27 protein-coding genes are annotated in these 21,381 nt (G+C 65.2%); 16 read left to right on the forward strand and 11 right to left on the reverse strand.

The window, feature by feature from the left end; all coding sequences use genetic code 11:
• Nucleotides 1-36 precede the first annotated feature (36 nt).
• Genes rnhA through BMX99_RS07590 form a run of 5 tightly spaced genes read right to left on the reverse strand, consistent with a single transcriptional unit; the run spans nt 37 to nt 3,344 of the window.
• Nucleotides 37-486 carry a ribonuclease HI gene (gene rnhA, locus BMX99_RS07570; protein ID WP_093449595.1) on the reverse strand — a complete coding sequence of 150 codons (450 nt, stop codon included), beginning with the start codon at nt 484-486 and terminating at the stop codon, nt 37-39.
• Between the two features lie 7 nt (nt 487-493).
• Complete coding sequence (locus BMX99_RS07575) at nt 494-1,081, reverse strand: class I SAM-dependent DNA methyltransferase (protein WP_093449598.1); 588 nt, start codon at nt 1,079-1,081, stop codon at nt 494-496.
• Entirely contained in the window at nt 1,078-1,695 is a 618-nt protein-coding gene (locus BMX99_RS07580) for a LysE family translocator (RefSeq protein ID WP_093449601.1), read from the reverse strand. Before BMX99_RS07580 ends, BMX99_RS07575 begins: the two co-directional genes overlap by 4 nt.
• A gap of 40 nt (nt 1,696-1,735) precedes the next feature.
• Entirely contained in the window at nt 1,736-2,686 is a 951-nt protein-coding gene (gene ispH, locus BMX99_RS07585) for a 4-hydroxy-3-methylbut-2-enyl diphosphate reductase (RefSeq protein WP_093449605.1), read from the reverse strand.
• A 22-nt stretch (nt 2,687-2,708) separates the two neighbouring features.
• Nucleotides 2,709-3,344, reverse strand: coding sequence for a TetR/AcrR family transcriptional regulator (locus BMX99_RS07590; protein WP_093449607.1), 636 nt, complete (start codon nt 3,342-3,344; stop codon nt 2,709-2,711).
• A gap of 119 nt (nt 3,345-3,463) precedes the next feature.
• Between BMX99_RS07590 and BMX99_RS07595 the strand changes: the two genes are divergently transcribed.
• Nucleotides 3,464-3,973 carry an anthrone oxygenase family protein gene (locus tag BMX99_RS07595; RefSeq protein ID WP_093451188.1) on the forward strand — a complete coding sequence of 170 codons (510 nt, stop codon included), beginning with the start codon at nt 3,464-3,466 and terminating at the stop codon, nt 3,971-3,973.
• A 60-nt stretch (nt 3,974-4,033) separates the two neighbouring features.
• On the opposite strand, the gene BMX99_RS07600 is transcribed toward BMX99_RS07595, so the two are convergent.
• Nucleotides 4,034-4,606 carry a LabA-like NYN domain-containing protein gene (locus BMX99_RS07600; RefSeq protein ID WP_093449610.1) on the reverse strand — a complete coding sequence of 191 codons (573 nt, stop codon included), beginning with the start codon at nt 4,604-4,606 and terminating at the stop codon, nt 4,034-4,036.
• A 130-nt stretch (nt 4,607-4,736) separates the two neighbouring features.
• Between BMX99_RS07600 and folK the strand changes: the two genes are divergently transcribed.
• The 5 genes from folK to BMX99_RS07625 are packed head-to-tail and all read left to right on the forward strand — an operon-like array spanning nt 4,737 to nt 9,353.
• Nucleotides 4,737-5,315 carry a 2-amino-4-hydroxy-6-hydroxymethyldihydropteridine diphosphokinase gene (gene folK, locus BMX99_RS07605; RefSeq protein WP_093449613.1) on the forward strand — a complete coding sequence of 193 codons (579 nt, stop codon included), beginning with the start codon at nt 4,737-4,739 and terminating at the stop codon, nt 5,313-5,315.
• A gap of 52 nt (nt 5,316-5,367) precedes the next feature.
• Nucleotides 5,368-5,727 (forward strand): DNA-directed RNA polymerase subunit omega, encoded by a 360-nt coding sequence (gene rpoZ / locus BMX99_RS07610; protein WP_093449616.1) that lies wholly within the window; start codon nt 5,368-5,370, stop codon nt 5,725-5,727.
• Nucleotides 5,728-5,756: 29 nt separating this feature from the next.
• Nucleotides 5,757-7,934, forward strand: coding sequence for a RelA/SpoT family protein (locus BMX99_RS07615; RefSeq protein WP_244525628.1), 2,178 nt, complete (start codon nt 5,757-5,759; stop codon nt 7,932-7,934).
• Entirely contained in the window at nt 7,912-8,610 is a 699-nt protein-coding gene (locus BMX99_RS07620; RefSeq protein WP_170848677.1) for a DUF2062 domain-containing protein, read from the forward strand. Before BMX99_RS07615 ends, BMX99_RS07620 begins: the two co-directional genes overlap by 23 nt.
• Nucleotides 8,607-9,353, forward strand: coding sequence for a pyridoxine 5'-phosphate synthase (locus tag BMX99_RS07625; RefSeq protein WP_093449625.1), 747 nt, complete (start codon nt 8,607-8,609; stop codon nt 9,351-9,353). The genes BMX99_RS07620 and BMX99_RS07625 overlap by 4 nt, the downstream gene beginning before the upstream one ends.
• A gap of 48 nt (nt 9,354-9,401) precedes the next feature.
• On the opposite strand, the gene BMX99_RS07630 is transcribed toward BMX99_RS07625, so the two are convergent.
• Nucleotides 9,402-10,334, reverse strand: a complete 933-nt coding sequence (locus BMX99_RS07630) for a LysR substrate-binding domain-containing protein (RefSeq protein ID WP_093449629.1) — start codon at nt 10,332-10,334, stop codon at nt 9,402-9,404.
• Nucleotides 10,335-10,426: 92 nt separating this feature from the next.
• Between BMX99_RS07630 and BMX99_RS07635 the strand changes: the two genes are divergently transcribed.
• The 6 genes from BMX99_RS07635 to BMX99_RS07660 all read left to right on the forward strand — a co-directional run bounded on the left by BMX99_RS07635 (nt 10,427) and on the right by BMX99_RS07660 (nt 14,640).
• On the forward strand, nt 10,427-10,621 hold the full coding sequence (locus BMX99_RS07635) for a hypothetical protein (RefSeq protein ID WP_093449632.1): 195 nt from the start codon (nt 10,427-10,429) through the stop codon (nt 10,619-10,621).
• A gap of 56 nt (nt 10,622-10,677) precedes the next feature.
• Complete coding sequence (gene acpS, locus BMX99_RS07640) at nt 10,678-11,115, forward strand: holo-ACP synthase (RefSeq protein ID WP_093449635.1); 438 nt, start codon at nt 10,678-10,680, stop codon at nt 11,113-11,115.
• A 238-nt stretch (nt 11,116-11,353) separates the two neighbouring features.
• Complete coding sequence (gene lepB / locus BMX99_RS07645) at nt 11,354-12,196, forward strand: signal peptidase I (protein WP_093449637.1); 843 nt, start codon at nt 11,354-11,356, stop codon at nt 12,194-12,196.
• A gap of 4 nt (nt 12,197-12,200) precedes the next feature.
• A complete protein-coding gene (gene lepB / locus BMX99_RS07650; RefSeq protein WP_093449639.1) occupies nt 12,201-13,160 on the forward strand; it encodes a signal peptidase I in 960 nt (319 codons plus the stop codon).
• Entirely contained in the window at nt 13,157-13,837 is a 681-nt protein-coding gene (rnc, locus tag BMX99_RS07655) for a ribonuclease III (RefSeq protein ID WP_093449642.1), read from the forward strand. The genes lepB (BMX99_RS07650) and rnc overlap by 4 nt, the downstream gene beginning before the upstream one ends.
• Nucleotides 13,837-14,640: an endonuclease/exonuclease/phosphatase family protein gene (locus tag BMX99_RS07660; RefSeq protein WP_093449645.1), complete on the forward strand. Its 804-nt coding sequence runs from the start codon at nt 13,837-13,839 to the stop codon at nt 14,638-14,640. Before rnc ends, BMX99_RS07660 begins: the two co-directional genes overlap by 1 nt.
• 6 nt (nt 14,641-14,646) lie before the next feature.
• Here the strand turns inward: BMX99_RS07660 and BMX99_RS07665 are convergent, their stop codons facing one another.
• Nucleotides 14,647-15,252: a thermonuclease family protein gene (locus BMX99_RS07665; RefSeq protein WP_254771994.1), complete on the reverse strand. Its 606-nt coding sequence runs from the start codon at nt 15,250-15,252 to the stop codon at nt 14,647-14,649.
• A 151-nt stretch (nt 15,253-15,403) separates the two neighbouring features.
• On the opposite strand from BMX99_RS07665, the gene era reads away from it, so the two are divergent.
• Nucleotides 15,404-16,306, forward strand: a complete 903-nt coding sequence (era, locus tag BMX99_RS07670; protein ID WP_093449648.1) for a GTPase Era — start codon at nt 15,404-15,406, stop codon at nt 16,304-16,306.
• 5 nt (nt 16,307-16,311) lie between these two features.
• Complete coding sequence (locus BMX99_RS07675) at nt 16,312-16,641, forward strand: DUF1491 family protein (RefSeq protein ID WP_093449651.1); 330 nt, start codon at nt 16,312-16,314, stop codon at nt 16,639-16,641.
• A gap of 27 nt (nt 16,642-16,668) precedes the next feature.
• Here BMX99_RS07675 and BMX99_RS07680 read toward each other — a convergent pair whose 3' ends face one another.
• A complete protein-coding gene (locus BMX99_RS07680; protein ID WP_093449654.1) occupies nt 16,669-17,286 on the reverse strand; it encodes a Pr6Pr family membrane protein in 618 nt (205 codons plus the stop codon).
• Nucleotides 17,287-17,357: 71 nt separating this feature from the next.
• Between BMX99_RS07680 and recO the strand changes: the two genes are divergently transcribed.
• Nucleotides 17,358-18,101 (forward strand): DNA repair protein RecO, encoded by a 744-nt coding sequence (gene recO, locus BMX99_RS07685; RefSeq protein ID WP_093449656.1) that lies wholly within the window; start codon nt 17,358-17,360, stop codon nt 18,099-18,101.
• On the opposite strand, the gene BMX99_RS07690 is transcribed toward recO, so the two are convergent.
• Entirely contained in the window at nt 18,098-18,625 is a 528-nt protein-coding gene (locus tag BMX99_RS07690) for a TetR/AcrR family transcriptional regulator (protein ID WP_093449658.1), read from the reverse strand. The two genes, recO and BMX99_RS07690, sit on opposite strands and share 4 nt — an antisense overlap.
• A gap of 125 nt (nt 18,626-18,750) precedes the next feature.
• Entirely contained in the window at nt 18,751-19,443 is a 693-nt protein-coding gene (locus tag BMX99_RS07695) for a fumarylacetoacetate hydrolase family protein (protein WP_093449661.1), read from the reverse strand.
• 171 nt (nt 19,444-19,614) lie between these two features.
• On the opposite strand from BMX99_RS07695, the gene ade reads away from it, so the two are divergent.
• Complete coding sequence (gene ade, locus BMX99_RS07700; protein ID WP_093449664.1) at nt 19,615-21,315, forward strand: adenine deaminase; 1,701 nt, start codon at nt 19,615-19,617, stop codon at nt 21,313-21,315.
• Nucleotides 21,316-21,381 lie beyond the last annotated feature (66 nt).

A 21,381-nucleotide genomic window follows, 5' to 3' on the forward strand; every position in this document is an offset into this window, starting at 1 on the left:
AGGGGAGGGCTTCAGCCGGCACCCCCCTGAAGCGGCCTACTTGAACGGGGCCATGCCTTCGCGCGCCAGTTCATCGGCGCGTTCGTTTTCCGGGTGTCCGGCGTGCCCCTTGACCCATTTCCAAGTCACGTCGTGACGGGCTTGCGCATCGTCCAGCTGCTGCCACAGATCGGCGTTCTTCACCGGCTTCTTGGCCGCCGTCTTCCAGCCGTTCTTCTTCCAGCCATGGATCCAGCCGGTCACGCCGTTCTTCACATAGGTGCTGTCGGTGACCACCGTGATCGAGGTCGAACGGCCAAGCGCCTCGAGCGCGTTGATCGCGGCCAGCAGCTCCATCCGGTTGTTGGTGGTATTGGCCTCTCCGCCTTTCAGGTTCCGTTCCTTCAGAACCGTCTCGCCCTCGCGGGCCTGCAGAAGAACGCCCCAGCCACCCGGGCCGGGATTGCCGGAGCAGGCTCCGTCGGTGAAAGCATAGTAGTCGGGCATGGGGTCCTTAGCGTTGCGCGCCGATCAGACACCACGGATCAAGCGTCCCTGCAAGCCCTTTGCCCACCCCCGTCGTGATCGAGGTGATGGCAAAGCCCGCAGCGCCCAGAATGCCGGTCAGTTCGGGGATCGTGTAATAGGTATAGAAGCGGCCCAGGGCGTCACGCTGTTCGCCTTCGCCCAGCTTCATGCCGATGTGCAGAAGCCCGCCGGGCACCAGCGCGCGGTGCAGCGCGGCGATCAGTTCCGGGAACTGATCGCGCCGCGCATGCAGAAGCGAGAAGTTGGCCCAGACGCCGTGATAATCCCCCTCGCCCTGGATGTCCTCGAACCGGGCAAGGCGGGCGGCCAGACCCTTTTCGCGGGCCATGTCGACCATCGCGGTCGAGGCATCGACGGGATCGGGTAGCAGGCCCTTGCGCGCCATTTCCGCGCTGGCCTGGCCGGGACCGCAGCCCAGGTCCAGCACGCGGGCCTCTTTCGGCAGGGCGTCGATGAAATCGCGCAGGCTGCGGACCTCGCCCTCTGTGCCGATCAGGCGGGCGTAGTCGCGGGCGCGGGCGTCATAGGCGGCGATGGTCTCGGCGTCGGTCATGCGCGCTCCAGGGCCAGGCGACCGGCGAGAGCGGCGAAGATCGCGGCAAAGCTGCGGTTCACCCAGGCCATCAGCCGGGCATTGCCCAGAACCAGGTCACGCGCCTGGGCGGCAAAGATGCCATAGGCGGTGAAGACGGCAAAGGTCATCGCCATGAAGGTCGCGCCCATCAGGGCCAGTTCCATGCCTGCCGTCGCCGGGTTGCCCGACAGGAAGGGCGGCAGCAGCGCCAGGAAGAAGATCGACAGTTTGGGGTTCAGCACGTTGATCAGCACCCCGCGCCAGGCAATGCGGAAGCCGGACTGCGCGTCGCCGCCGGCCTCGGGCGTCACGTTCAGGGCGCCGCCCGCGCGCAGCGCCTGCCAGGCCAGCCACAGCAGATAGGCGATGCCTGCCAGTTTCACCGCCTGGAACAGCAGGGCCGAGGCATGCAGCGCCGCCGCCAGCCCCAGCATCGCCGCCGCCATGGCCGGAACGATGCCCAGGGTACAGCCCAGGGCGGCCCAGGTGGCGGCGCGGCTGCCGCGCCCCAGCCCCATGGCGAGCGTGTAGATCACCCCGCTGCCGGGAACTAGCACGACAATCAGCGCGGTCAGCAGGAAATGCAGGCTCATGGGCGGTGTCCTTTGGGGCTGGGTGGGTGTTCGGGCGGGGTCAGGCAGGAACCCGCAGCACGCGGGGCACCTTGAATTCGACGTTCTCCTGCGCGGTCTCGACCAGTTCGACGGTGACGTCATAGCGGGCGCGCAGGGCGTCGATGACCTCGTTCACCAGCACCTCGGGGGCCGAGGCCCCGGCGGTGATGCCGATCGACCGGATGCCTTCGATCGCGCGCCAGTCGATGTCGGTGGCGCGCTGCACCAGCTGGGCATAGCCGCAGCCGTTGTTCGCCGCGACCTCGACCAGCCGGCGCGAATTCGACGAGTTCGGCGCGCCCACGACCAGCATGGCGTCGATCTTGTCGGCGATGGCCTTGACGGATTCCTGGCGGTTGGTGGTGGCGTAGCAGATGTCTTCCTTGTGCGGGCCGACGATGGCCGGGAAGCGCGCCTGCAGCGCCGCGACGATGCCCTTGGTGTCATCGACGGACAGGGTCGTCTGGGTGACGAAGGCCAGGCTTTCGGGGTTGCGCACGTCCAGGGTGGCCACGTCTGCCTCGGTCTCGACCAGCAGGACCTCGCCTTCGGGCAGCTGGCCCATGGTGCCGATGGTCTCGGGGTGGCCGGCGTGGCCGATCATGACGATCTGCAGGCCGTTTTCATGGTGCCGCTCGGCCTCGATATGAACCTTGGAGACCAGCGGGCAGGTGGCATCGACATAGATCATCTCGCGCCGGGCGGCTTCGGCAGGGACGGCCTTGGGCACGCCATGGGCGGAAAAGATCACCGGGCGGTCATCGGGGCATTCGTCCAGTTCCTCGACAAAGACAGCCCCCTGGTCGCGCAGGGCGTCGACGACGAACTTGTTATGCACGATCTCATGCCGGACATAGACCGGCGCGCCCCACTTCTGCAGCGCCATCTCGACGATTTTGATGGCGCGGTCGACACCGGCGCAGAACCCGCGCGGGGCGGCCAGGTAAAGGGTCAGGGGTGGCATGGTCATCGCGGTCTCCTTCGGGCCAGACCTAAGGCCTGTGGCCGGCAGAATCCAGATCGCTGTTGGCCTGGGCTGCCTGGAATAGCGCAATCGTGCGCGTCAGGGCCCTTTCGGCGCGGTCGGCGATCCAGTCGGCGTCGGGTTCTTCCATCGCGCCGGTGACGCGGCGGATCTGGGTGTCGCCGATCAGCAGGGCGAAATAGGTCTCGATCATCTCGCTGACATCGGCGCGGGGCAGGCTGCCGTCCTCGATCCCGCGGGCAATGACGCGCCCCAGCCAGGGGCCGACGGTGTCCCGTCCGCTTTCCGACAGGGTGCGGCCCAGATCGCCCGTGGGATCGGCGGCGGCGGCCCGGTTCAGCGCCACGGCGCGCGGGCCCAGCAACATGGCCAGAAGCGCGGGGCCAAAGGCGCGCAGGGTGGTCATCGGCGATTGGCCCTGCGCCTGGTCAAGCGTCGCCTGAACGGCGGTGACATTGCCCAGGATCAGCGCCCGGAACAGGCCCGTCTTGTCGCCGTACCAGCGATACAGCGTCTCGTTCGAGGCTTTCGCGGCCCTGGCAACGGCCAGCATGGTCAGCCCTGCATAGCCTTTTTCTTCCAGGACCGCATAGGCGGCGGCTTCGATTTCGTCGGCACGGCGGGCGCGTTTGTCCTGTTTCATGCGGGCCTGTTTCTTGCGGGGAACCCTGGCGTGGTCATTCGAGAGTTGACAGATACCGTAACTGAAATTACGGATCGGGCAAGGTGTAATTGGAATTACGGAAATTGGAGGGAATGATGATGCAGGAACACAGGGTGCCGAATATGGTTTTGGGGGCTGGGCTGGGCTCGCTTCTGCTGGCGGGGGCGATCTTTGGCTTTTTCTACGCCTGGGTCTGTTCGACGATGTGGGGGCTGGATGCCGCCCCGCCGAAGGTCGCGATCGCGGCGATGCAGGCGATGAACGCCAGCGTGCGCAACGGGGTCTTCTTCCCGGCCTTCTTCGGCACCGGGCCCGTGCTGCTGCTGACCGGGCTGATCGCCTGGCGGGCGGGGTTCGGCCGGGCAGGGGTGATCTTTGCCGGGGCGGGGGCACTGTATCTGGTGGGCGCTTTCGCGCTGACCGCCGGGATCAACGTTCCGATGAACGAAGCGCTGGCGCTGGTCGCCATCCCCGAGGATACCGCCCAGGCACAGGCGATCTGGGGCGCCTATTCGCCGCGCTGGCAATTGTTCAACACGATCCGGACCGTGGTGTCCGGCGTGGTGCTTCTGATGACGGGGCTGGGGCTTCTGGCGCTGCGCAGGTGAGCCGCGCAAAGGAAAAGGCCCGGGGAGTGAACCGGGCCTTTCCTTGGCATGTCAACGCTATCAGTCGTTGGATGCGTTTTCGCGTTCGCGTTCGGCCGGAACCTCACGCGGGGGGCGGCCGATAACATCGCGCAGGTCGTCCAGCTCGATGAAGTTGTCGGCCTGGCGGCGCAGCTCGTCCGAGATCATCGGCGGCTGGCTGCGGATGGTCGAGACGACGGAGACCCGCACGCCCTGACGCTGAAGGCTTTCCACCAGCGGGCGGAAGTCGCCGTCACCGGAGAAGAGAACGATATGATCAACGCGCGGTGCCAGTTCCATGGCATCGACGGTCAGTTCGATGTCCATGTTCCCCTTGACCTTCCGACGCCCCATGCTGTCGGTGTATTCCTTGGCCGGCTTGGTCACCATGGTGAAGCCATTGTAGTGCAGCCAGTCCACCAGTGGGCGGATCGGGGAATATTCGTCGTTTTCGAGGATGGCGGTGTAGTAGAACGCGCGCAACAGCTTGCCGCGACGCATGAATTCTTGTCGCAGAAGCTTGTAATCAATATCGAAATTCAATGCCTTCGCGGCGGCGTAGAGGTTGGAGCCGTCGATAAATAAGGCTAACCTTTCGTCCTTGTAGAACATTCAATACCTTTCTAAAGACTCGCCCGAAGCTGTGAGTGGTGAATTTCGGGCGAAGAGTGATCGACAATATTGGTTTTCCCCGGTCCTATCAACCGCTTGAAACTGTTCATAAGCATAGGTGAACAGCCCCATGACCCTAAGTAAAATCGTCGCAATCGGTGGAAACCAGCCTACCAGAGACACTGATGTTCTGGAAACCTTGCAACTTGCGGTTGCAGAAATCAAGAACCTTCCGGGGCGGGTTGAAAAAATTTCCTCCTATTATCAGACGCCTGCTTATCCTGTGGGGGCGGGCCCGGACTTTGTCAACGCGGCCCTGATCGTCGATTCCCCCTTATCATCTCACAAATTCCTTAATGAATTACATAAAATCGAGGTGAGCCTGGGCCGGGTCCGGCGTGACAGATGGGGCGCGCGGGTCGTGGACCTGGACCTGATCGCCGACGGGGGTCAGGTTCTGCCCGACATCGACACCTGGCGGCGCTGGCACGATCTGGCCCCCGATCGCCAGCAGGTCGAAACGCCGGATCAGCTGATCCTGCCGCATCCGCGGATGCAGAATCGTAGCTTCGTTCTGGTCCCCCTGGTCGAGATCTGCCCAGAGTGGGTTCACCCCGTTCTGGGGCGGACAATCGCCGAAATGCACGCTGATTTGACCGAAGAAGACCGGAATTCCGTGGTGAAACTCGGGGATCGTGCTTGTCAATAGGGGTTCGCAGGCGTATGACACCCTCTCATCCCCGATCTAACCGGAGTGCCCTATGGCCCGTGTGACCGTTGAAGACTGCGTTGACAAAGTCCCGAACCGTTTCGAACTGGTGATGCTTGCCGCACATCGTGCGCGCGAGATCTCGTCTGGTTCGCAAATCACCGTGGACCGGGACAACGACAAGAATCCGGTCGTCTCGCTGCGCGAAATCGCAGAAGAGACCCAGTCCGCCGATGAGCTGCGCGAGCGTCTGATCGAAGCGAACCAGAACCAGATCGAGGTCGATGAGCCGGAAGAAGACAGCATGGCGCTTCTGATGGGGTCGGAAACCGCGGACAAACCCGCAGAAGACGACATGAGTGAAGAAAAACTGCTCCGCGCGCTGATGGAGGCGCAGGGCGGTCAGGGCTAAGGCCCTTTGAAAGGCGCGACCACGTGGACCTGAAGCCTGTCGACGATCTTGTCACACTGGTCCGCGCCTATAATCCACGGACGAACGAGGCGCTGATTCGTGACGCCTATGATTTCGGCCGCGAGATGCATGAAGGGCAGTTCCGGAAATCCGGAGAGCCCTATTTTTCCCACCCGATCGAAGTTGCCTGCATCCTTGCCGAACAGCATCTGGATGACGCGACCCTTGTGACCGCGCTGCTGCACGACACGATCGAGGACACCAAGGCCAGCTATCAGATCGTTGCCGACCGGTTCGGCGAACAGGTCGCGGATCTGGTCAATGGCGTGACCAAGCTGACCAATCTTCAGCTGTCTTCGACCGAGACCAAGCAGGCCGAAAACTTCCGCAAGCTGTTCATGGCCATGTCCCGCGATCTGCGGGTGCTTCTGGTGAAGCTGGCCGACCGTCTGCACAACATGCGCACGATCAAGTCGATGCGCCCCGAAAAGCAGATGCAGAAGGCCCGCGAGACGATGGACATCTTCGCGCCGCTGGCCGGCCGGATGGGCATGCACTGGATGCGCGAAGAGCTTGAGGACCTGGCCTTCAAGGTCATCAACCCCGATGCGCGCAATTCGATCATGCGCCGTTACGTGCTGCTGCAGCAGGAATCGGGCGACGTGATCCAGCGGATCACCGGCGACATGCGGGTCGAACTGTCCAAGGCCGGCATCGAGGCGGTGGTCTTTGGCCGCGCGAAACGGCCTTATTCCATCTGGCGCAAGATGGAGGAAAAGGATCAGAGCTTTTCGCGCCTGTCCGACATCTATGGCTTCAGGATCATCACCGAAACCGAGGATGAATGCTATCGCGTGCTGGGGCTGATCCACCGGCGCTGGCGGTCCATTCCGGGGCGGTTCAAGGACTATATCTCTCAGCCCAAGTCGAACGGTTACCGGTCGATCCACACCACGGTTTCGGGCCGCGACGGCAAGCGGGTCGAGGTGCAGATCCGCACCCGCCAGATGAACGAAGTGGCCGAATCCGGCGTGGCCGCGCATTGGTCCTATCGCGATGGCGTCCCGGCCGAGAACCCCTTTGCGGTCGATCCCGCCCGCTGGATCGCGTCCCTGTCCGAGCAGTTCGAGAATGAAGACGACCACGAGGATTTCCTCGAGGCCGTTAAGCTCGAGATGTATTCGGACAAGGTTTTCTGCTTCACGCCCAAGGGCGAGGTGGTGAAGCTGCCCAAGGGAGCGACGCCGATCGACTTCGCCTATGCGATTCACACGCGGATCGGGTCGGCCTGCGTGGGCGCGAAGATCGACGGCATGCGCGTGCCCTTGTGGACGCGGGTCAAGAACGGCCAGTCGGTCGAGATCATCACCGCCGAAGGCCAGGAGCCGCAGGCAACCTGGCTGGACATCGCCACCACTGGCAAGGCCAAGACCGCCATCCGCCGCGCCCTGCGCGAAGTGGATCGCGAACGCTTCATCCGGCTTGGATCGGAACTGGCGCGATCCGCCTTTGAACACATCGGCAAGAAATCCACCGACAAGGCGCTGGACAAGGCGGCCGAGAAGCTGCGGCTTACCGGCCGGCAAGAGCTTCTGGCGCGCCTCGGCTCGGCCGAGCTGAGCGCAAGCCAGGTGGTGCAGGTCCTTTACCCGACGCTTGTGCCCGACGATGGCGAAGGCATCGGTCGCGACCGTGCCGTGATCGGCCTGTCGCCGGGGCAGAAGTTCGAACGCGCCGCCTGTTGCCAGCCGCTGCCGGGCGAACGCATTGTCGGCATCACCTGGAAGGGCCGGGGCGTGGTCGTGCATGCTATCGACTGCCCCGTCCTGGGCGATTACGAGGACCAGCCGGACCGCTGGCTGGACCTGCACTGGCACGGTGGCAAACACGCCGCGGTGAACCCGGTGACGCTGTCGATCACCCTGGGCAATGATGCAGGGGTACTTGGGCGGATTTGCACATTGATCGGTGAGCAAAAGGCCAATATCTCGGACCTCAAGTTCATGGACAAGAAGCCGGATTTCTACCGGGTGCTTGTCGATGTGGAATTGCGCGACGCAGAGCATCTGCACAACGTCACCTCGGCCCTCGAGGCCGAATCGGACGTGGCGGCCCTGTCGCGCCATCGCAACCCTCTGGCGGCCCAGGCCCCTGCGCCGCCGCCGGACGAGATCGGAGAGACCGTTGGTCTTCAAACGTCGGGATAGACGTCCTCTCTGGAAGATGGTTGCGGAATTCTTCTGGCCTCGTGGTGGCTGGGGCCGTGCGGCCCTTTACGTGAAACATCGCATGCGGCGTCTGCCCGACACGCCGGAAAAGATCGCCCGGGGCATCTTTGCCGGGATCTTCACGGTCTTCTCACCCTTCTACGGGATGCATTTCGTGGTTGCCGCGCTGATCGCCTTCATCGTGCGGGGCAATGTGCTGGCGGCGCTTCTGGCGACCTTCGTGGGCAATCCGCTGACCTATGTGCCGATCGCGCTGGTCTCGATCCAGACGGGGCTGTTCCTGATGGGGCGGCATCCCGGCGCGGCGGGATCCGAGGAGACCTATGCCCAGAAGTTCTTCTTCGCGGCCGAGGATCTGAAGAACAACGTCATCGCGCTGTTCACCGATGTGGATGCGGACTGGACGGCGCTAAAGGTCTTCTATCACGACATCTTCTATCCCTACATGATCGGCGGGATCGTTCCGGGGATCATCTTCGGGCTGGTGGCCTATTACCTGTCGGTGCCGCTGATCCGGGCCTACCAGGCGCGGCGTCGCGGAGCGCTGAAGAAAAAGTTGGCGGCATTGCGGGCCAAGGCCGAGGCCAATAAACACGACACCGGAAAACAGGCCGCCGATCTGGCGGACCAGGACCACGGAAAGGGCAGCCAATGACCACATCGAAACTGCGTCTCGGGGTGAACATCGACCATGTGGCGACCGTGCGGAATGCCCGCGGCGGGGCCTATCCCGATCCGTTGCGTGCCGCCAAGCTGGCGGAAGAGGCCGGGGCCGACGGCATCACAGCCCATCTGCGCGAAGACCGCCGGCATATCTCGGACGCGGATATTGAGGCGCTGATGGCGGGCCTGACCCTGCCCCTGAACTTCGAGATGGCCGCCACGGACGAGATGCAGAAGATCGCCCTGCGCCACAAGCCGCACGCCGTCTGCATCGTGCCCGAAAAGCGCGAGGAACGGACCACCGAGGGCGGGCTGGAAGTCGCGCGCGAGGAAAACAAGCTGGCGCATTTCATCGCCCCCCTTCGTGAGGCCGGCTGCCGGGTGTCGATCTTCATCGCCGCCGACCAGCGCCAGATCGAGGCCGCGCACCGCATCGGGGCCGAGGTGATCGAACTGCACACCGGGGCCTATTGCGACTTCCACGCCGAGGCCCGCATGTCAGAGCGGGACGAGGAACTGCGCCGCCTGACCGACATGGCCGCTTTCGCGCATTCCCTCGGGCTCGAGGTGCATGCTGGGCATGGGCTGACCTATGACACGGTTCAGCCGGTGGCGGCGCTGCCGCAGGTGATGGAACTGAACATCGGCCATTTCCTGATCGGGGAATCGATCTTCCGCGGGCTCGATCCGGCGATCCGCGAAATGCGCCGCCTGATGGACGAAGCCCGCGCCTAAGGTCATTTGACCGGCCCCGCCGCCTGTTCGTTCTGGCGGCGGCCCCTGCTACTGGCCGTGGGATGGCACCGGCGACGATCCCATCCCCTCGGTCGCGATCGCATCCATCAGCCATTGCCGGAACCGGCGCTGCGGCGTCGTCAGCGACCTGTCGCGCGCCGAGATCAGCCAGTATTGCCCGCCGGTCGTCTTCCATTCGGGGAAGGGCGCGGTGATCTGGCCGCGGTTCAGCGCGTCGATGCACAGCGTCTCGAAGGCCAGGAAGACGCCGGCCCCGGTCATGGCCGCATCCAGGCATAGCGAGGCTTCGTTGAAATCCGGTCCGGCGGGCAGATCGGCGGCGCGCAGCCCGCTGTCGTTGGCTTTTGCGCCGCTCAGCCAGCTGTCCCAGCTGTACATGGCCTGAAGGTCGCGGATGATCGGAACCTGCCGCAGGGCATCCGGGCTGGGCAGCCGCGCCGCCACGTCGGCATGGCAGATCGGGATGACGCGCTGTGGAAACAGCGGCTCGGCCGATACGCCGTGATAGGGGCCGGGACCGATGCGGATGGTGAAATCCGCAGCGCCGGTGTTGGGGTCGACCAGCGCCACGTCGCTGTCCAGCCGGATGCGGATATCGGGATGCGCGCGGGAAAAGTCGGGGATCCGCCAGATCAGCCAGCGCGCGGCAAAGATCGGTGCCACGGAAACGGTCAGGGTCGAGTGCCGGTCGCGCCGGGTCAGGTCCACGGCCGCCGAGAGGTGGTCGAATCCGTTGCCCAGCAGGCGAAAGATTTCCTCGGTCCCGGGCAGGGGGCGCATGCCCCCGGGCCTGCGGTCGAACAGCGTGCGCCCAAGCGCGGCCTCCAGCCGGGCGATCTGCTGGCTGACCGCCCCGGTCGAGACCTCGAGTTCGCGCGCAGCCGCCGAAAGGGATCCCAGGCGTTCCACGGCCTCGGCCGCGCGCAGGCCGTTCAAGGGGGCTCGGTTCAGGTGCTGCATTCAGATTATCTAAACTCGGATTCAGGTCTTGTGCAGTTCAAGAGGCGAATGGGTGCCCCTAGATAACGATATCTGAAACACAGGAGAAAACCATGACAAACTGGTTCAAGACACTTTTCGCCCCGGTCCAGGTGCCGTCCAAAAGCGATCCCTTCGCCCATCCCGATGTCGCGGCCATGTCGCCACGCGAATTGGCGGACCTTCCGCTGGTGCCGCCGCCGGCCCCCGGATCGGCCAGCCGGTCGCGGGTGGCGCTGCGGCGGGGTCAGGTGCAAGCTTGCCCCTGACTTCCCGAAGCTAAGGCGCTAGAGGTAGCCGGGCACAACCCGGGACTGGCGCGACGATGATACTAGGCATAGGCACCGATCTGGCGAATATCGAACGGATCCAGGCCACGCTGGACCGCTTTGGCGACCGGTTCCGCAACCGGGTCTTTACTGACATCGAACAGGCCAAGGCCGAACGCCGCGCCGATACCGCAGGCACATATGCCAAAAGGTGGGCCGCGAAAGAGGCCTGTTCCAAGGCGCTTGGCACCGGGTTGCGGATGGGCATCGCCTGGAAGGACATGGCGGTGACCAACCTGCGCAGCGGCCAGCCCGTGATGCAGGTCACCGGCTGGGCGGCTGAACGCCTGGCCCAGATGACCCCTTCTGGGCACGAGGCCATCATCCACGTCACCCTGACCGATGACCACCCCTGGGCCCAGGCCTTCGTGGTGATCGAGGCCCGGCCTCTGGGTCAGGCCGGGGCGGGCGGGACCGCGTCCGAAACGCCCTAGGGCAAGGGGGCGACCGGGCCGGCGCCAGCCTCAGTGACGGGGCGGGACATGGGACAGACCCGGGACGGGCCAGGGGCCGACTTGGGACCAGTGCTGGGCCCGACCCTCCGCAAGACGGGCCGCCAACGCATCCGTGAAGCATCCGCGCCCATGCGCGGGCCTGCGCCGGGCGGCGCTTGACACGCGGGGTTGCGCCCCGCATGTACCCCCTGTGCTGCAACGCAAAAGGACGGGACGCATGAGCGAAGAATCACAGGGCTTTGGCGCGGCAATCTGGGAGACGGTGAAGACGATCTTCTGGGCCTTGCTGATCGCGGGTGTCTTCCGCACGCTGTTCTTTCAGCCCTTCTGGATCCCGTCGTCCTCGATGAAGGACACTTTGCTGATCGGCGACTTCCTGTTCGTCAACAAGATGTCTTACGGCTATTCCTACGCCTCCTGCCCGAACATCAAGATCGCGCGCTTCGGCGTCGACATCGACGCCAGCGACATCTGCGGCTTCCTCGACGGCGACAACACCCGCCTGTTCGGCAGCGAACCCAAGCAGGGCGATGTGGTGGTCTTCCGTCATCCCGTGACCCATCAGGACTACATCAAGCGTCTTGTCGGCCTGCCGGGCGACAAGGTGCAGATGAAGGGTGGCGTGCTGTACCTGAACGACGAACCGGTCAAGATCGAAGAGGCCGGCCCCTTCACCGAGGTCAAGGAACCCCAGGGCCCCGAGGGCCGTTTCCCGCGCTGCACCAACGATCCGGTCGGCGAAGACGGTGTCTGCGTCAAACAGCGCCAGATCGAAACGCTGCCCAACGGCGTGGCGCATTCCATGCTGAACATCCAGCCGAACGAAGACCTGGACGACACAAAGGCCTTCACCGTCCCCGAAGGGCATTTCTTCTTCATGGGCGACAACCGCGACAATTCGCTGGACAGCCGGGTGCTGCAGACCTCGTTCGGGGTCGGCATGGTTCCGTTCGAGAACCTGATCGGCCGGGCGGACCGGGTGATGTTCTCGTCGGCGGGCCGCTCGATGCTGTTCTTCTGGACCTGGCGCAGCGACCGCTTCTTCAAGGCGATCGACTGATCCCGTGATCGCGCGTTTCCTGTCCGAGGGGCTGGACTGGACCGGGGTCTCGGGCCGGCTGACATTCCTGTTCGCGACCCTGCTTCTGGCCGTGCCGACCACGGTCATCAACATGGCGCGCCCCTTTTCGCTGATCGCGGGGCTGGGCGTGGTCGTGGGGGCGGGGCTGTCCTATCTGTGGCTGGGCCATCTGCGCCGCCGGCTGCGGGCGCTGAAGCTGCCCGGCTGGGTCGGGATCGCGGCGCTGGTGCCTTACCTGAACCTCGTGATGATCCTGGCGCTGGTGCTTTGGCCGACGCGGCCGGGGGCGCGCCGCGGGGGCGAGTCGCGCGCTTATGTCTGGGTCGGGCTGGGGATCGTGCTTCTGGTGCTGTCGCGGCTGCTCTGGCATCCCTTCACGGTGCCAGCGGGCAGCATGAAGCCCAACATCCTGCCGGGCGACTACCTGGTTACCCTGCGCGCCTTTTCCTCCCCCGAGCGTGGCCAGGTGGTGGCGCTGCGCCATCCGGTCAGCGATGCGATCTTCCTGAAACGGGTCGTGGCCATCGGCGGTGACAGCGTGCAGATGGTGCAGGGACAGGTCGTGCTGAACGGCACCCCCGTGCTGCAGACCCGCCTGACCGACTGGGTCGAACCCTACCGCGCCACGTCCGCTATGGCCTTTCCGCGCTGTGTGAACACGCCGGTGCCGCTGGACGGGGCCTGCATCAAGTACCAGGCGCAGGAGGCCCTGGGCGGTCACGAATACCGCGTGCTCGACCTTGGGCCGCATGCGCTGGACAATACCCCGGTCTTCCAGGTCCCCGAAGGCCACGTCTTCGTGCTGGGCGACAACCGGGACAATTCGCTGGACAGCCGCGTGGCGCAGGCGGCGGGGGGGCTGGGCTTCGTGCCGGACGCCCTGGTGTTGGCACGGCCCGTCCTGGTGATAGGATGGCCCGATCTTTTCAGGAGAATCCCGTGAAACTCTCTGCCGAACTGGTCGCATTTTCCAAACGCATCGGACACGACTTTGCCCGACCCGAGCTGTTGCTGCGGTCCGTCACCCATTCCTCGGTCTCCTCGCCGACGCGCGACGACAACCAGCGGCTGGAGTTCCTGGGCGACCGGGTGCTGGGCCTGGTCATGGCCGAGGCGCTGCTGAAGACCGACCGCGCCGCATCCGAAGGCCAGCTGGCCCCGCGCTACAACGCGCTGGTCCGCAAGGAAGCCTGCGCCGACGTGGCGCGTGAAATCGACATCGGCGCGGTGCTGAAACTGGGCCGGTCGGAACAGATGTCGGGCGGGCGGCGCAAGCAGGCGCTTCTGGGCGACGCGATGGAGGCGGTGATCGCCGCCGTCTACCTGGACGCCGGGTTCGAGGTCGCGCGCGAGATGATCCTGCGGCTCTGGGGGGATCGGATCAAGACGGTCGAGGCCGACGCCCGCGATCCCAAGACCGCGCTTCAGGAATGGGCGCAGGGCCGGGGTCTGCAACCGCCCCTCTACGTCGAGGTCGGACGCGACGGCCCCGATCACGCGCCCGTCTTCCGGATCGAGGCGCGGCTGCAGTCGGGCGATACCGCCCAGGCCAGCGCCGGGTCGAAACGCGTGGCCGAACAGGCCGCCGCAAAGGCGTTGCTGGACCAGGTCCGCGGCTGATGCGCATCGTCAGCCTGAACGCCTGGGGCGGACGCCTGTCCGAGGAAATGTCCGCCTGGCTGGCGGATGTGCAACCCGACGTGCTGTGCCTGCAAGAGGTCGTCTTTGCACCCGGCAGCCCCTCGGCCTGGCTGGATTACCGCGACGGCGACACGGTGCTGCCGCAGCGCGCCGATGTGATGCGCGATGTGTCCCGGGCGCTGCCGGATCACGGGGTGACCTTCTGTCCGGCGGCCTGCGGGAATCTGTTCCTGGGCGATCGGCCCGTGCCCTCGCTTTGGGGTGTGGCGACCTTCCTACATCCCGATCTGATGGTGGTGGGCCAGTCCCAGGGCTTCGTTCATGGGGCCTTCAGCCCCGACGGCTTCGGGCCGCACCCCCGGTCGCGCACCGGCCATGTCGTGCGGGTCTGGCACCCGGACGAAGGCGGCGTGACCGTGGGCCACATGCACGGGCTGCGCGATCCCAAGGGCAAGATGGACACGCCGGTGCGCGGCGAACAGGCACGCAAGTTCGCCGCCATGGTGCAATCGGTGCAGATGCCCGGCGATCCGGTGGTGGTCTGCGGCGATTTCAACGTCCTGCCGGGGTCCGAGACCTTCCGCGTCCTCGCCCGTGTCGCGCCCTACAACCTGGTGACCACCGGCGGCTTCGACGGCACCCGCACCTCGCATTATCCCAAACCCGAGAGATGGGCGGACTACATGCTGGTGAACGGCCCCCTGAAGGACGCGCCCTTTACCGTCGTGCGCGACCCCGAGGTGTCGGATCACTGCCCCCTGGTGCTTGAGACCGCCTGGTGATGCGGCCTAGCCGCGCGGTTGCACGGGGGCGTTGAAGGCGCGCATGTTGCCTTTCTGGCGGGCCGCCGCGCGCCAGTGGCGTTTGCGGATGCCCTCGGGTTCAAGCGCGGTATAGACCCCGCCCGAGAATTTCGGCCAGTCAATTGCCATGCCCTGTTTCACCATTTCAGCGGAAAGATCGGTGCCATCGGGCAGATAGCATTTGGCGACGCAGCGATCATGGGTCAGGCTGCCGTCCAGCTCGGCCCGGATCTTCTGCCCCTTGCACAGGGCGACCAGGGCCCATTTCGCCTTTTTGCCCCAGGGATGTTCCATCTCGGGGGCGTCGATCCCCCAAAGCCGGATGTGCGTCTTGTTGATGACAATCGTATCGCCATCAATGACATAGCAAGTGCCTTCAAGCGTCTGGGCGGGGGCGTCGCAATTGGGGTTCGCGGCCGGTTGCGCGGGCCGCAGGGGGACGACCTTGGCCGTTGGCTGCTGCTGCACAGGGGGTCTGGCGGTCGTCGTCCGCGCCGGCGATTTATGGGGTTTGCGCGCGGCGCGGGACATCCGGATCAGCAGGACGGCAATCACAATAATCCCGCCAATCGTGACAAAAAATTCAGGCAACTCGAATCCTCGACTTAATTTAATGCCATTGCATTGCCTGCATTTCGATTCGTCAATTTCCTTCGGTTCAACAGAGTGTTTGCAAATTTTTCACGCTGGCGTCCCTTCGTGCCATACTCTAAGAGCCGCCAGAGATGTTTGAGGTTTGCCCATGACCACCCGTGCCGGATTTGTCGCCCTGATCGGAGAGCCCAATGCGGGCAAGTCCACCCTGACCAATCGCATGGTCGGGGCGAAGGTCTCGATCGTGACCCACAAGGTTCAGACGACCCGCGCGCGGATCCGCGGCGTGGCGCTCGAGGGCGACAGCCAGATCGTCTTTGTCGACACGCCCGGCCTGTTCCAGCCGCGCCGCCGATTGGACCGCGCGATGGTCGCCGCGGCCTGGGGCGGGGTGGCGGATGCCGATATCACCGTTCTTCTGATCGAGGCGCATCGCGGCATCACCCATGGGGTCGAACGCATCCTCGAGACGCTGAACGACCAGAAGGGCCGCCGCGTCGTGCTGGCGATCAACAAGATCGACCGGGTCGAGGCCCCGCAGCTGCTTGATCTGACCGAGAAGCTGAACGCAGCCTATGACTTCGAACAGACCTTCATGATCTCGGCCGAAAAGGGCCATGGGGTGAAGGACCTGCGCGAATGGCTGGCGGGCGAGATGCCGGAAAGCCCCTGGCTGTATCCCGAGGATCAGATCGCCGATCTGCCCATGCGCATGATCGCCGCCGAGATGACCCGCGAAAAGCTGACCCTGCGCCTGCATCAGGAACTGCCCTATCAGCTGACGGTCGAGACCGAGGCCTGGGAAGAACGCAAGGACGGCTCGGCCCGGATCGACCAGATCGTCTATGTCATGCGCGACGGCCACAAGGGCATCGTGCTGGGCAACAAGGGCGAAACGATCAAGGCCGTGGGCAAGCTGGCCCGCGAAGAGCTTGTGGAATTCCTGGGCCGCAAGGTGCATCTGTTCCTGCAGGTGAAGGTGCGCAAGAACTGGCTGGAAGAGGCCGAGCGCTATTCCGAAATGGGTCTGGATTTCCGGGACGGGAACTAAGCGCGATGCGCCTGACCGCCCGGATGTGGGTAGATGCCTATCTGACCCGGCTGCGCCTGTCCGACATCCCCGCCTTCGTGGTGGCCCATGGCGACGACACCGGCGGCGCGGTGCTGGTCAAGCTGGCGACGCTGGACGGCAGGGCGCAGGCGTTTCAGCGATCCTTTGACCTGATGACCGGCGAACGCAACTGGATGGTCCTGTCCGAGGGCGATGAGTCCGAGGTGGACGCAGCCATCAGTCGTCAGCGCGGCTATGACCCGGATCTCTGGGTGATCGAGGTCGAGGACAAGGCCGGGCGGCATCTGCTGGATGAACCGGGCCTGAAGGACTGAACCCTGCGCAAGGACGCGGCCAAGGTGTCACCTGTGCCGTATGATCCGCGCCAGGGCGATCTGCGCCAGCCCGGCGACAAAGAAGGCGGTGGCCAGGATCACGATCCAGGTGACAACGCCGCTCCACCCCACCTTGTTCGGATCGGTGAAGAAGTAGGGGTAGATGCCATCCATCTGTCCGCGTGCCAGGGCATAGCAGACATAGACCGTCGGCCAGAGCATCCACAGCGCGGCGGCCGTGACCGACAGGCCCCGGCGCGGCGCAAACGCCAGCCACCAGGCAAAGGCGGCCAGCGGCACGGCCGTATGCACCCCAATATTGGCCCACCACCCGATCACCGTGGTCTGGCTGTCGGTGGCGGCCAGCAGCAGGTGATAGACCACGCCGGTGATCGCGATCCACAGCGCCACGCCGCCCAGCCAGACCGGTGACGCCACGCGCCCGCGCCAGGTCAGTACCGCAAAGGTCACCGCGACCATGGCATTGGTAAGGATGGTGAAGAACCGGCCCAGCCGCCACAGGGTGGCAAACAGCCCCTCGTCTGGGTGGGTGATCTGCGACGCGGTGAATTGCGCCACCAGCGACGCCACCGCCAGCAGGGCGACGATCAGGGCAAGGCTGCGGGCAGGCGGGGACAGCGGCATCGGGCGGATCCTTTTGCCGGAAAGGATTGCGCAATCTTGCAGCACCGCGCAAGTGGGCAGATAAACCCCTCATGGAGTGGAGAGATCAGGGCATCATCCTGGCGGTCCGGCCGCATGGCGAAAGCGCCGCCATCGTCGAGGTGTTCACCCCGGCGAAGGGGCGCCATGCGGGGGTGGTGCGCGGCGGCACCTCGCGACGGATGGCCCCGGTGCTGCAACCGGGCGCACAGGTGGACGTGGCCTGGAAGGCGCGGCTAGAGGACCAGCTGGGCAATTTCCAGATCGAGCCGCTGCGGTCCCGCGCAGGCGTTGCGCTGTCGGACCGGCTGGCGCTGGCGGGGCTTAGCGCGGTGACCACGCTGCTGTCCTATGCCCTGCCCGAGCGTGAGCCGCACGGCGCGCTCTATGCCCGGACCGAGGCGCTGCTGGACCTGCTGGGCCAGATGGAGCTTTGGCCGCTGGCCTATCTGCACTGGGAACTGGCGCTGCTGGAGGATCTGGGCTTTGGCCTGGATCTGACCTCCTGCGCGGTGACCGGCGCGACCGACGGGCTGGTCTATATCTCGCCCCGGACCGGGCGGGCGGTGACGCAGGCCGGGGCGGGGGCCTGGGCCGACCGTCTGCTGCCCTTGCCGCCCGTGCTGCTGCGCCAAGGCGAGGGCGCGGACGACGAGGTGGCGCAGGGGCTGCGCGTCACCGGCCATTTCCTGAATGAAATGCTGGCCCCGGAACTGGGGCGCAAGCCGCTGCCAGAGGCGCGGCAAAGGTTCGTGGATCGCTTTACCGCGCGGCTTGCACGGGGGGCGGCGGGTTAACGCAGCGCCAGGACCATATCGACAAGAGAGGCCAGCGCATCGTCATTGCGCGTGCCCTTGTCCAGCACCGACATGCCGACCTTGGCGGAATACAGCGACAGGGCCAGATCGCGGTTGGTCACACCCAGCTGGCGCAGCAACTCGCCCAGGTGATCCAGGCGTGCGGAATCCAGTTCGGCGATGGTCGCGGCGGCGTCGGGGTCCGAAGTGGCCCAGCTGCGCATCGCGGCCTCGGTCGCTGGATCGTCGCCGAAGCCGTCCTTCATGATCTTGTGAAGCTGCGCCACGGCCTCGGATTTCTCGGACGGGCGGCTGGGGATCTTGGCCGAGGCATCGCGCCAGAAGTTCAGCAGATCCTGACGGTAGCGCGGCACATCCTCGAAGTGCCAGTAGAACGACCCCTTGGTCGTGTCGAGCGCACGGGCCAGCGGTTCCGCCTTCAGGGCCTGGGGCCCGGAAGCGGCAAGGGCCTTGAGACCGGCATTCAGCCAATCGTCGGCAGACAGGCGTTGTTTGCGACTCATGCCCTACCATAGCGCATTCTTGCTGCCGTGCAGCGAAAATTCTGCATCTGCGAGGTATCTGGGCCATTTGTCGCGGGCCGGGGCACAGGTGGCTGCCCGGCCCGCGTTCAAGGGGGTAAAGTGGATTACTCGGGCGCGCCGATGGTCAGGTCGATCGGGGCCAGACCGTCGATTTCACCATGCAGCACGTCACCGGCCTGAACCGCGCCCACGCCCGCAGGCGTGCCGGTATAGATCAGGTCGCCGGGGCCCAGGTGGTAGTATTGCGACAGGTGTACGATCACCGCCGGAATATCGTGCAGAAGCTGGTCCAGCGTCGCGCTCTGCCGCAGATCGCCGTTCACGGTCAGCGTGATGGTCTGGGATCCGACGGGGCCAAAGGCGCTGGCCTTGGTAAGGGGCGCGATCACGGCGGCGTTTTCGAAATCCTTGCCCAGGTCCCAGGGGCGGCGCTTGTCCTTGCCGTCCTGCTGGCGGTCGCGACGGGTCATGTCCAGCCCGCAGCCATAGGCATAGACCGCGGCCTCGGCCCGGTCGCGGGTGGCGCGGAAGACGGGGGCACCCAGGGCGACGACCAGCTCCATCTCGTGGTGGTAGTCGGCGGTGCCGGGCGCATAGGGCGTGGTGGCCCCGGTCAGGCACAGATGCGCGGGGGCCTTGGTGAAGTAGAAGGGCGCCTCCAGGTCGGGGGCGTGGCCCATTTCCTTGGCGTGGTCGGCGTAGTTGCGGCCAACGCAGAAGATCCGGCGCACCGGGTAGGTGTCGGATTCACCGGCGACTGGCACTTCGGGATGGGCGGGCAGGTCGAATAGGCTCATTGGGCTCTCCTTGGTGGTCGGTTTATCGGGGCTGCGGCGGCTTACGTAAAGGCCCGGCAGGCCCGGATCCCGGGGCAGGGGGTGGACTTTCCTGCAGCACTGCGGTTGCACTGGGTGGAAATTGATCAGGCCCAGGATGGCACCGGCCCGATCGCACAAAGGAGAGCCGAGATGACCCAATCCCTGTCCAAGCTGATCGCGCAGGGGCGCGGCGATGCGCCCGCCGATCTGGTGCTGCGCGGCGGTGTGGTCTGGGACATGGTCACGGGGATGAAGATCCCCGGCGACGTGGCGATCTGCGGCGACACCATCGTCGGCATCGGGGCCGAGTATGAGGCGGCGCAGGTGGTGGATGTCACCGGGCTGACCCTGGTGCCCGGCTTCATCGACACGCATCTGCATATCGAAAGCTCTCTGGTGACGCCGCATGAATTCGACCGTTGCGTCGGGCCGCGCGGGGTGACCACGGCCATCTGCGACCCGCATGAGATCGCCAATGTGATCGGCGTGCCGGGGATCGAATATTTCCTTCAGTCCGCGAGCGAGACGGTGATGGACATCAAGGTCAACCTCAGCTCCTGCGTGCCGTCGTCGCATATGGAAACCGCAGGTGCGCGGATCGAGGCCGAGGATCTGATCCCGCTGGCAGATCACCCCCAGGTGATCGGACTGGCCGAGTTCATGAACTACCCCGGCGTGATCTTCCAGGACCCCGGCTGCATGGCCAAGCTGGAAGCCTTCCGGGGCCGGCATATCGACGGCCATTGCCCGCAGCTGGGCGGCAAGGACCTGAACGCCTATGTCAGCGCCGGAATCCGCACGGAACACGAGGCGACGACAGCCGAGGAAGCACGCGAAAAGCTGCAAAAGGGCATGCGGGTGCTGATCCGCGAAGGCTCGGTCAGTAAGGATCTGCATGCGCTGCAACCGCTGCTGAATGACATCACCAGCGCCTACATGTGCCTGTGCACGGATGACCGGAACCCGCTGGACATCGGCGAACACGGGCATCTGGACTACATGATCCGCGAATTGATCCGGCTGGGCTGTCCGCCGCTTGCGGTCTATCGCGCGGCATCCCTGTCGGCGGCCGAGGCCTTTGGCCTGAAGGATCGCGGCCAGGTCGCGCCGGGCAAACGGGCCGATATCGTGGCGCTGCGCGACGTGGACGACTGCCGGGCCGAGATGGTGTTTTCCGGCGGAGTGCGGATGGGCGATGCGGCCTTTGCCGCGCGTAAGGTCACGCCGCCGGTCGGGCAGGGGTCCGTCAAGATCGCCAAGGTCACTTCAGACACCTTCCGCACGGGCGGCAACCGCACCCAGACGGACGTGATCGGCATTGTCGAAGGCAAGATCATCACCGAACACCTGAACGAAGAGATTGCGATCACGGATGGCGACAAGCGCCCGGACCTGGACCGCGACCTGATCAAGATCGCGGTGATCGAACGGCATGGGGTAAACGGCAACAGCGCCACGGGGTTCGTCAAGGGCTTTGGGCTGAAGGCGGGGGCCATTGCCTCGACCGTCTGTCACGATCACCACAATATCGCCGTGGTGGGCGCGGATTACGACGACATGGCCTTTGCCGCCAATCGCCTGGCCGAGCTTCAGGGCGGGTTCGTCGTGGTGCGCGACGGCAAGGTGCTGGCGGAACTGGCGCTGCCTGTGGCGGGGCTGATGTCGGATCAGCCCTTCGAGGTGGTGCATGACGATCTGATCGCCCTGCGCGACGCTGCCAAGGGGCTGGGCGTCGTGCTGCAGGAGCCCTTCCTGCAGCTGGCCTTCCTGGCGCTTCCGGTCATTCCCGCGCTGAAGATCACCGACCGCGGCATGGTCGACGTCATCAAGTTCGAGATCATCCCGGGCTGAGGATCAGATCCGACGGCTTGGGTTTGCGTGCCCGGTTGTGACGTGACGTGCGTCAATTCTGCAATG

It is taken from the genome of Pseudooceanicola nitratireducens (genome assembly GCF_900109195.1).
Classification (GTDB): Bacteria; Pseudomonadota; Alphaproteobacteria; order Rhodobacterales; family Rhodobacteraceae; genus Pseudooceanicola; species Pseudooceanicola nitratireducens.

Bases quoted from the DNA above. Each gene is read 5' to 3' on its own strand.
- rnhA (WP_093449595.1), bottom strand. From the start codon at position 486: ATGCCCGACTACTATGCTTTCACCGACGGAGCCTGCTCCGGCAATCCC.
- BMX99_RS07575 (WP_093449598.1), bottom strand. From the start codon at position 1,081: ATGACCGACGCCGAGACCATCGCCGCCTATGACGCCCGCGCCCGCGAC.
- BMX99_RS07580 (WP_093449601.1), bottom strand. From the start codon at position 1,695: ATGAGCCTGCATTTCCTGCTGACCGCGCTGATTGTCGTGCTAGTTCCC.
- ispH (WP_093449605.1), bottom strand. From the start codon at position 2,686: ATGACCATGCCACCCCTGACCCTTTACCTGGCCGCCCCGCGCGGGTTC.
- BMX99_RS07590 (WP_093449607.1), bottom strand. From the start codon at position 3,344: ATGAAACAGGACAAACGCGCCCGCCGTGCCGACGAAATCGAAGCCGCC.
- BMX99_RS07595 (WP_093451188.1), top strand. From the start codon at position 3,464: ATGCAGGAACACAGGGTGCCGAATATGGTTTTGGGGGCTGGGCTGGGC.
- BMX99_RS07600 (WP_093449610.1), bottom strand. From the start codon at position 4,606: ATGTTCTACAAGGACGAAAGGTTAGCCTTATTTATCGACGGCTCCAAC.
- folK (WP_093449613.1), top strand. From the start codon at position 4,737: ATGACCCTAAGTAAAATCGTCGCAATCGGTGGAAACCAGCCTACCAGA.
- rpoZ (WP_093449616.1), top strand. From the start codon at position 5,368: ATGGCCCGTGTGACCGTTGAAGACTGCGTTGACAAAGTCCCGAACCGT.
- BMX99_RS07625 (WP_093449625.1), top strand. From the start codon at position 8,607: ATGACCACATCGAAACTGCGTCTCGGGGTGAACATCGACCATGTGGCG.
- BMX99_RS07630 (WP_093449629.1), bottom strand. From the start codon at position 10,334: ATGCAGCACCTGAACCGAGCCCCCTTGAACGGCCTGCGCGCGGCCGAG.
- BMX99_RS07635 (WP_093449632.1), top strand. From the start codon at position 10,427: ATGACAAACTGGTTCAAGACACTTTTCGCCCCGGTCCAGGTGCCGTCC.
- acpS (WP_093449635.1), top strand. From the start codon at position 10,678: ATGATACTAGGCATAGGCACCGATCTGGCGAATATCGAACGGATCCAG.
- lepB (WP_093449637.1), top strand. From the start codon at position 11,354: ATGAGCGAAGAATCACAGGGCTTTGGCGCGGCAATCTGGGAGACGGTG.
- BMX99_RS07660 (WP_093449645.1), top strand. From the start codon at position 13,837: ATGCGCATCGTCAGCCTGAACGCCTGGGGCGGACGCCTGTCCGAGGAA.
- era (WP_093449648.1), top strand. From the start codon at position 15,404: ATGACCACCCGTGCCGGATTTGTCGCCCTGATCGGAGAGCCCAATGCG.
- BMX99_RS07675 (WP_093449651.1), top strand. From the start codon at position 16,312: ATGCGCCTGACCGCCCGGATGTGGGTAGATGCCTATCTGACCCGGCTG.
- BMX99_RS07680 (WP_093449654.1), bottom strand. From the start codon at position 17,286: ATGCCGCTGTCCCCGCCTGCCCGCAGCCTTGCCCTGATCGTCGCCCTG.
- recO (WP_093449656.1), top strand. From the start codon at position 17,358: ATGGAGTGGAGAGATCAGGGCATCATCCTGGCGGTCCGGCCGCATGGC.
- BMX99_RS07690 (WP_093449658.1), bottom strand. From the start codon at position 18,625: ATGAGTCGCAAACAACGCCTGTCTGCCGACGATTGGCTGAATGCCGGT.
- BMX99_RS07695 (WP_093449661.1), bottom strand. From the start codon at position 19,443: ATGAGCCTATTCGACCTGCCCGCCCATCCCGAAGTGCCAGTCGCCGGT.
- ade (WP_093449664.1), top strand. From the start codon at position 19,615: ATGACCCAATCCCTGTCCAAGCTGATCGCGCAGGGGCGCGGCGATGCG.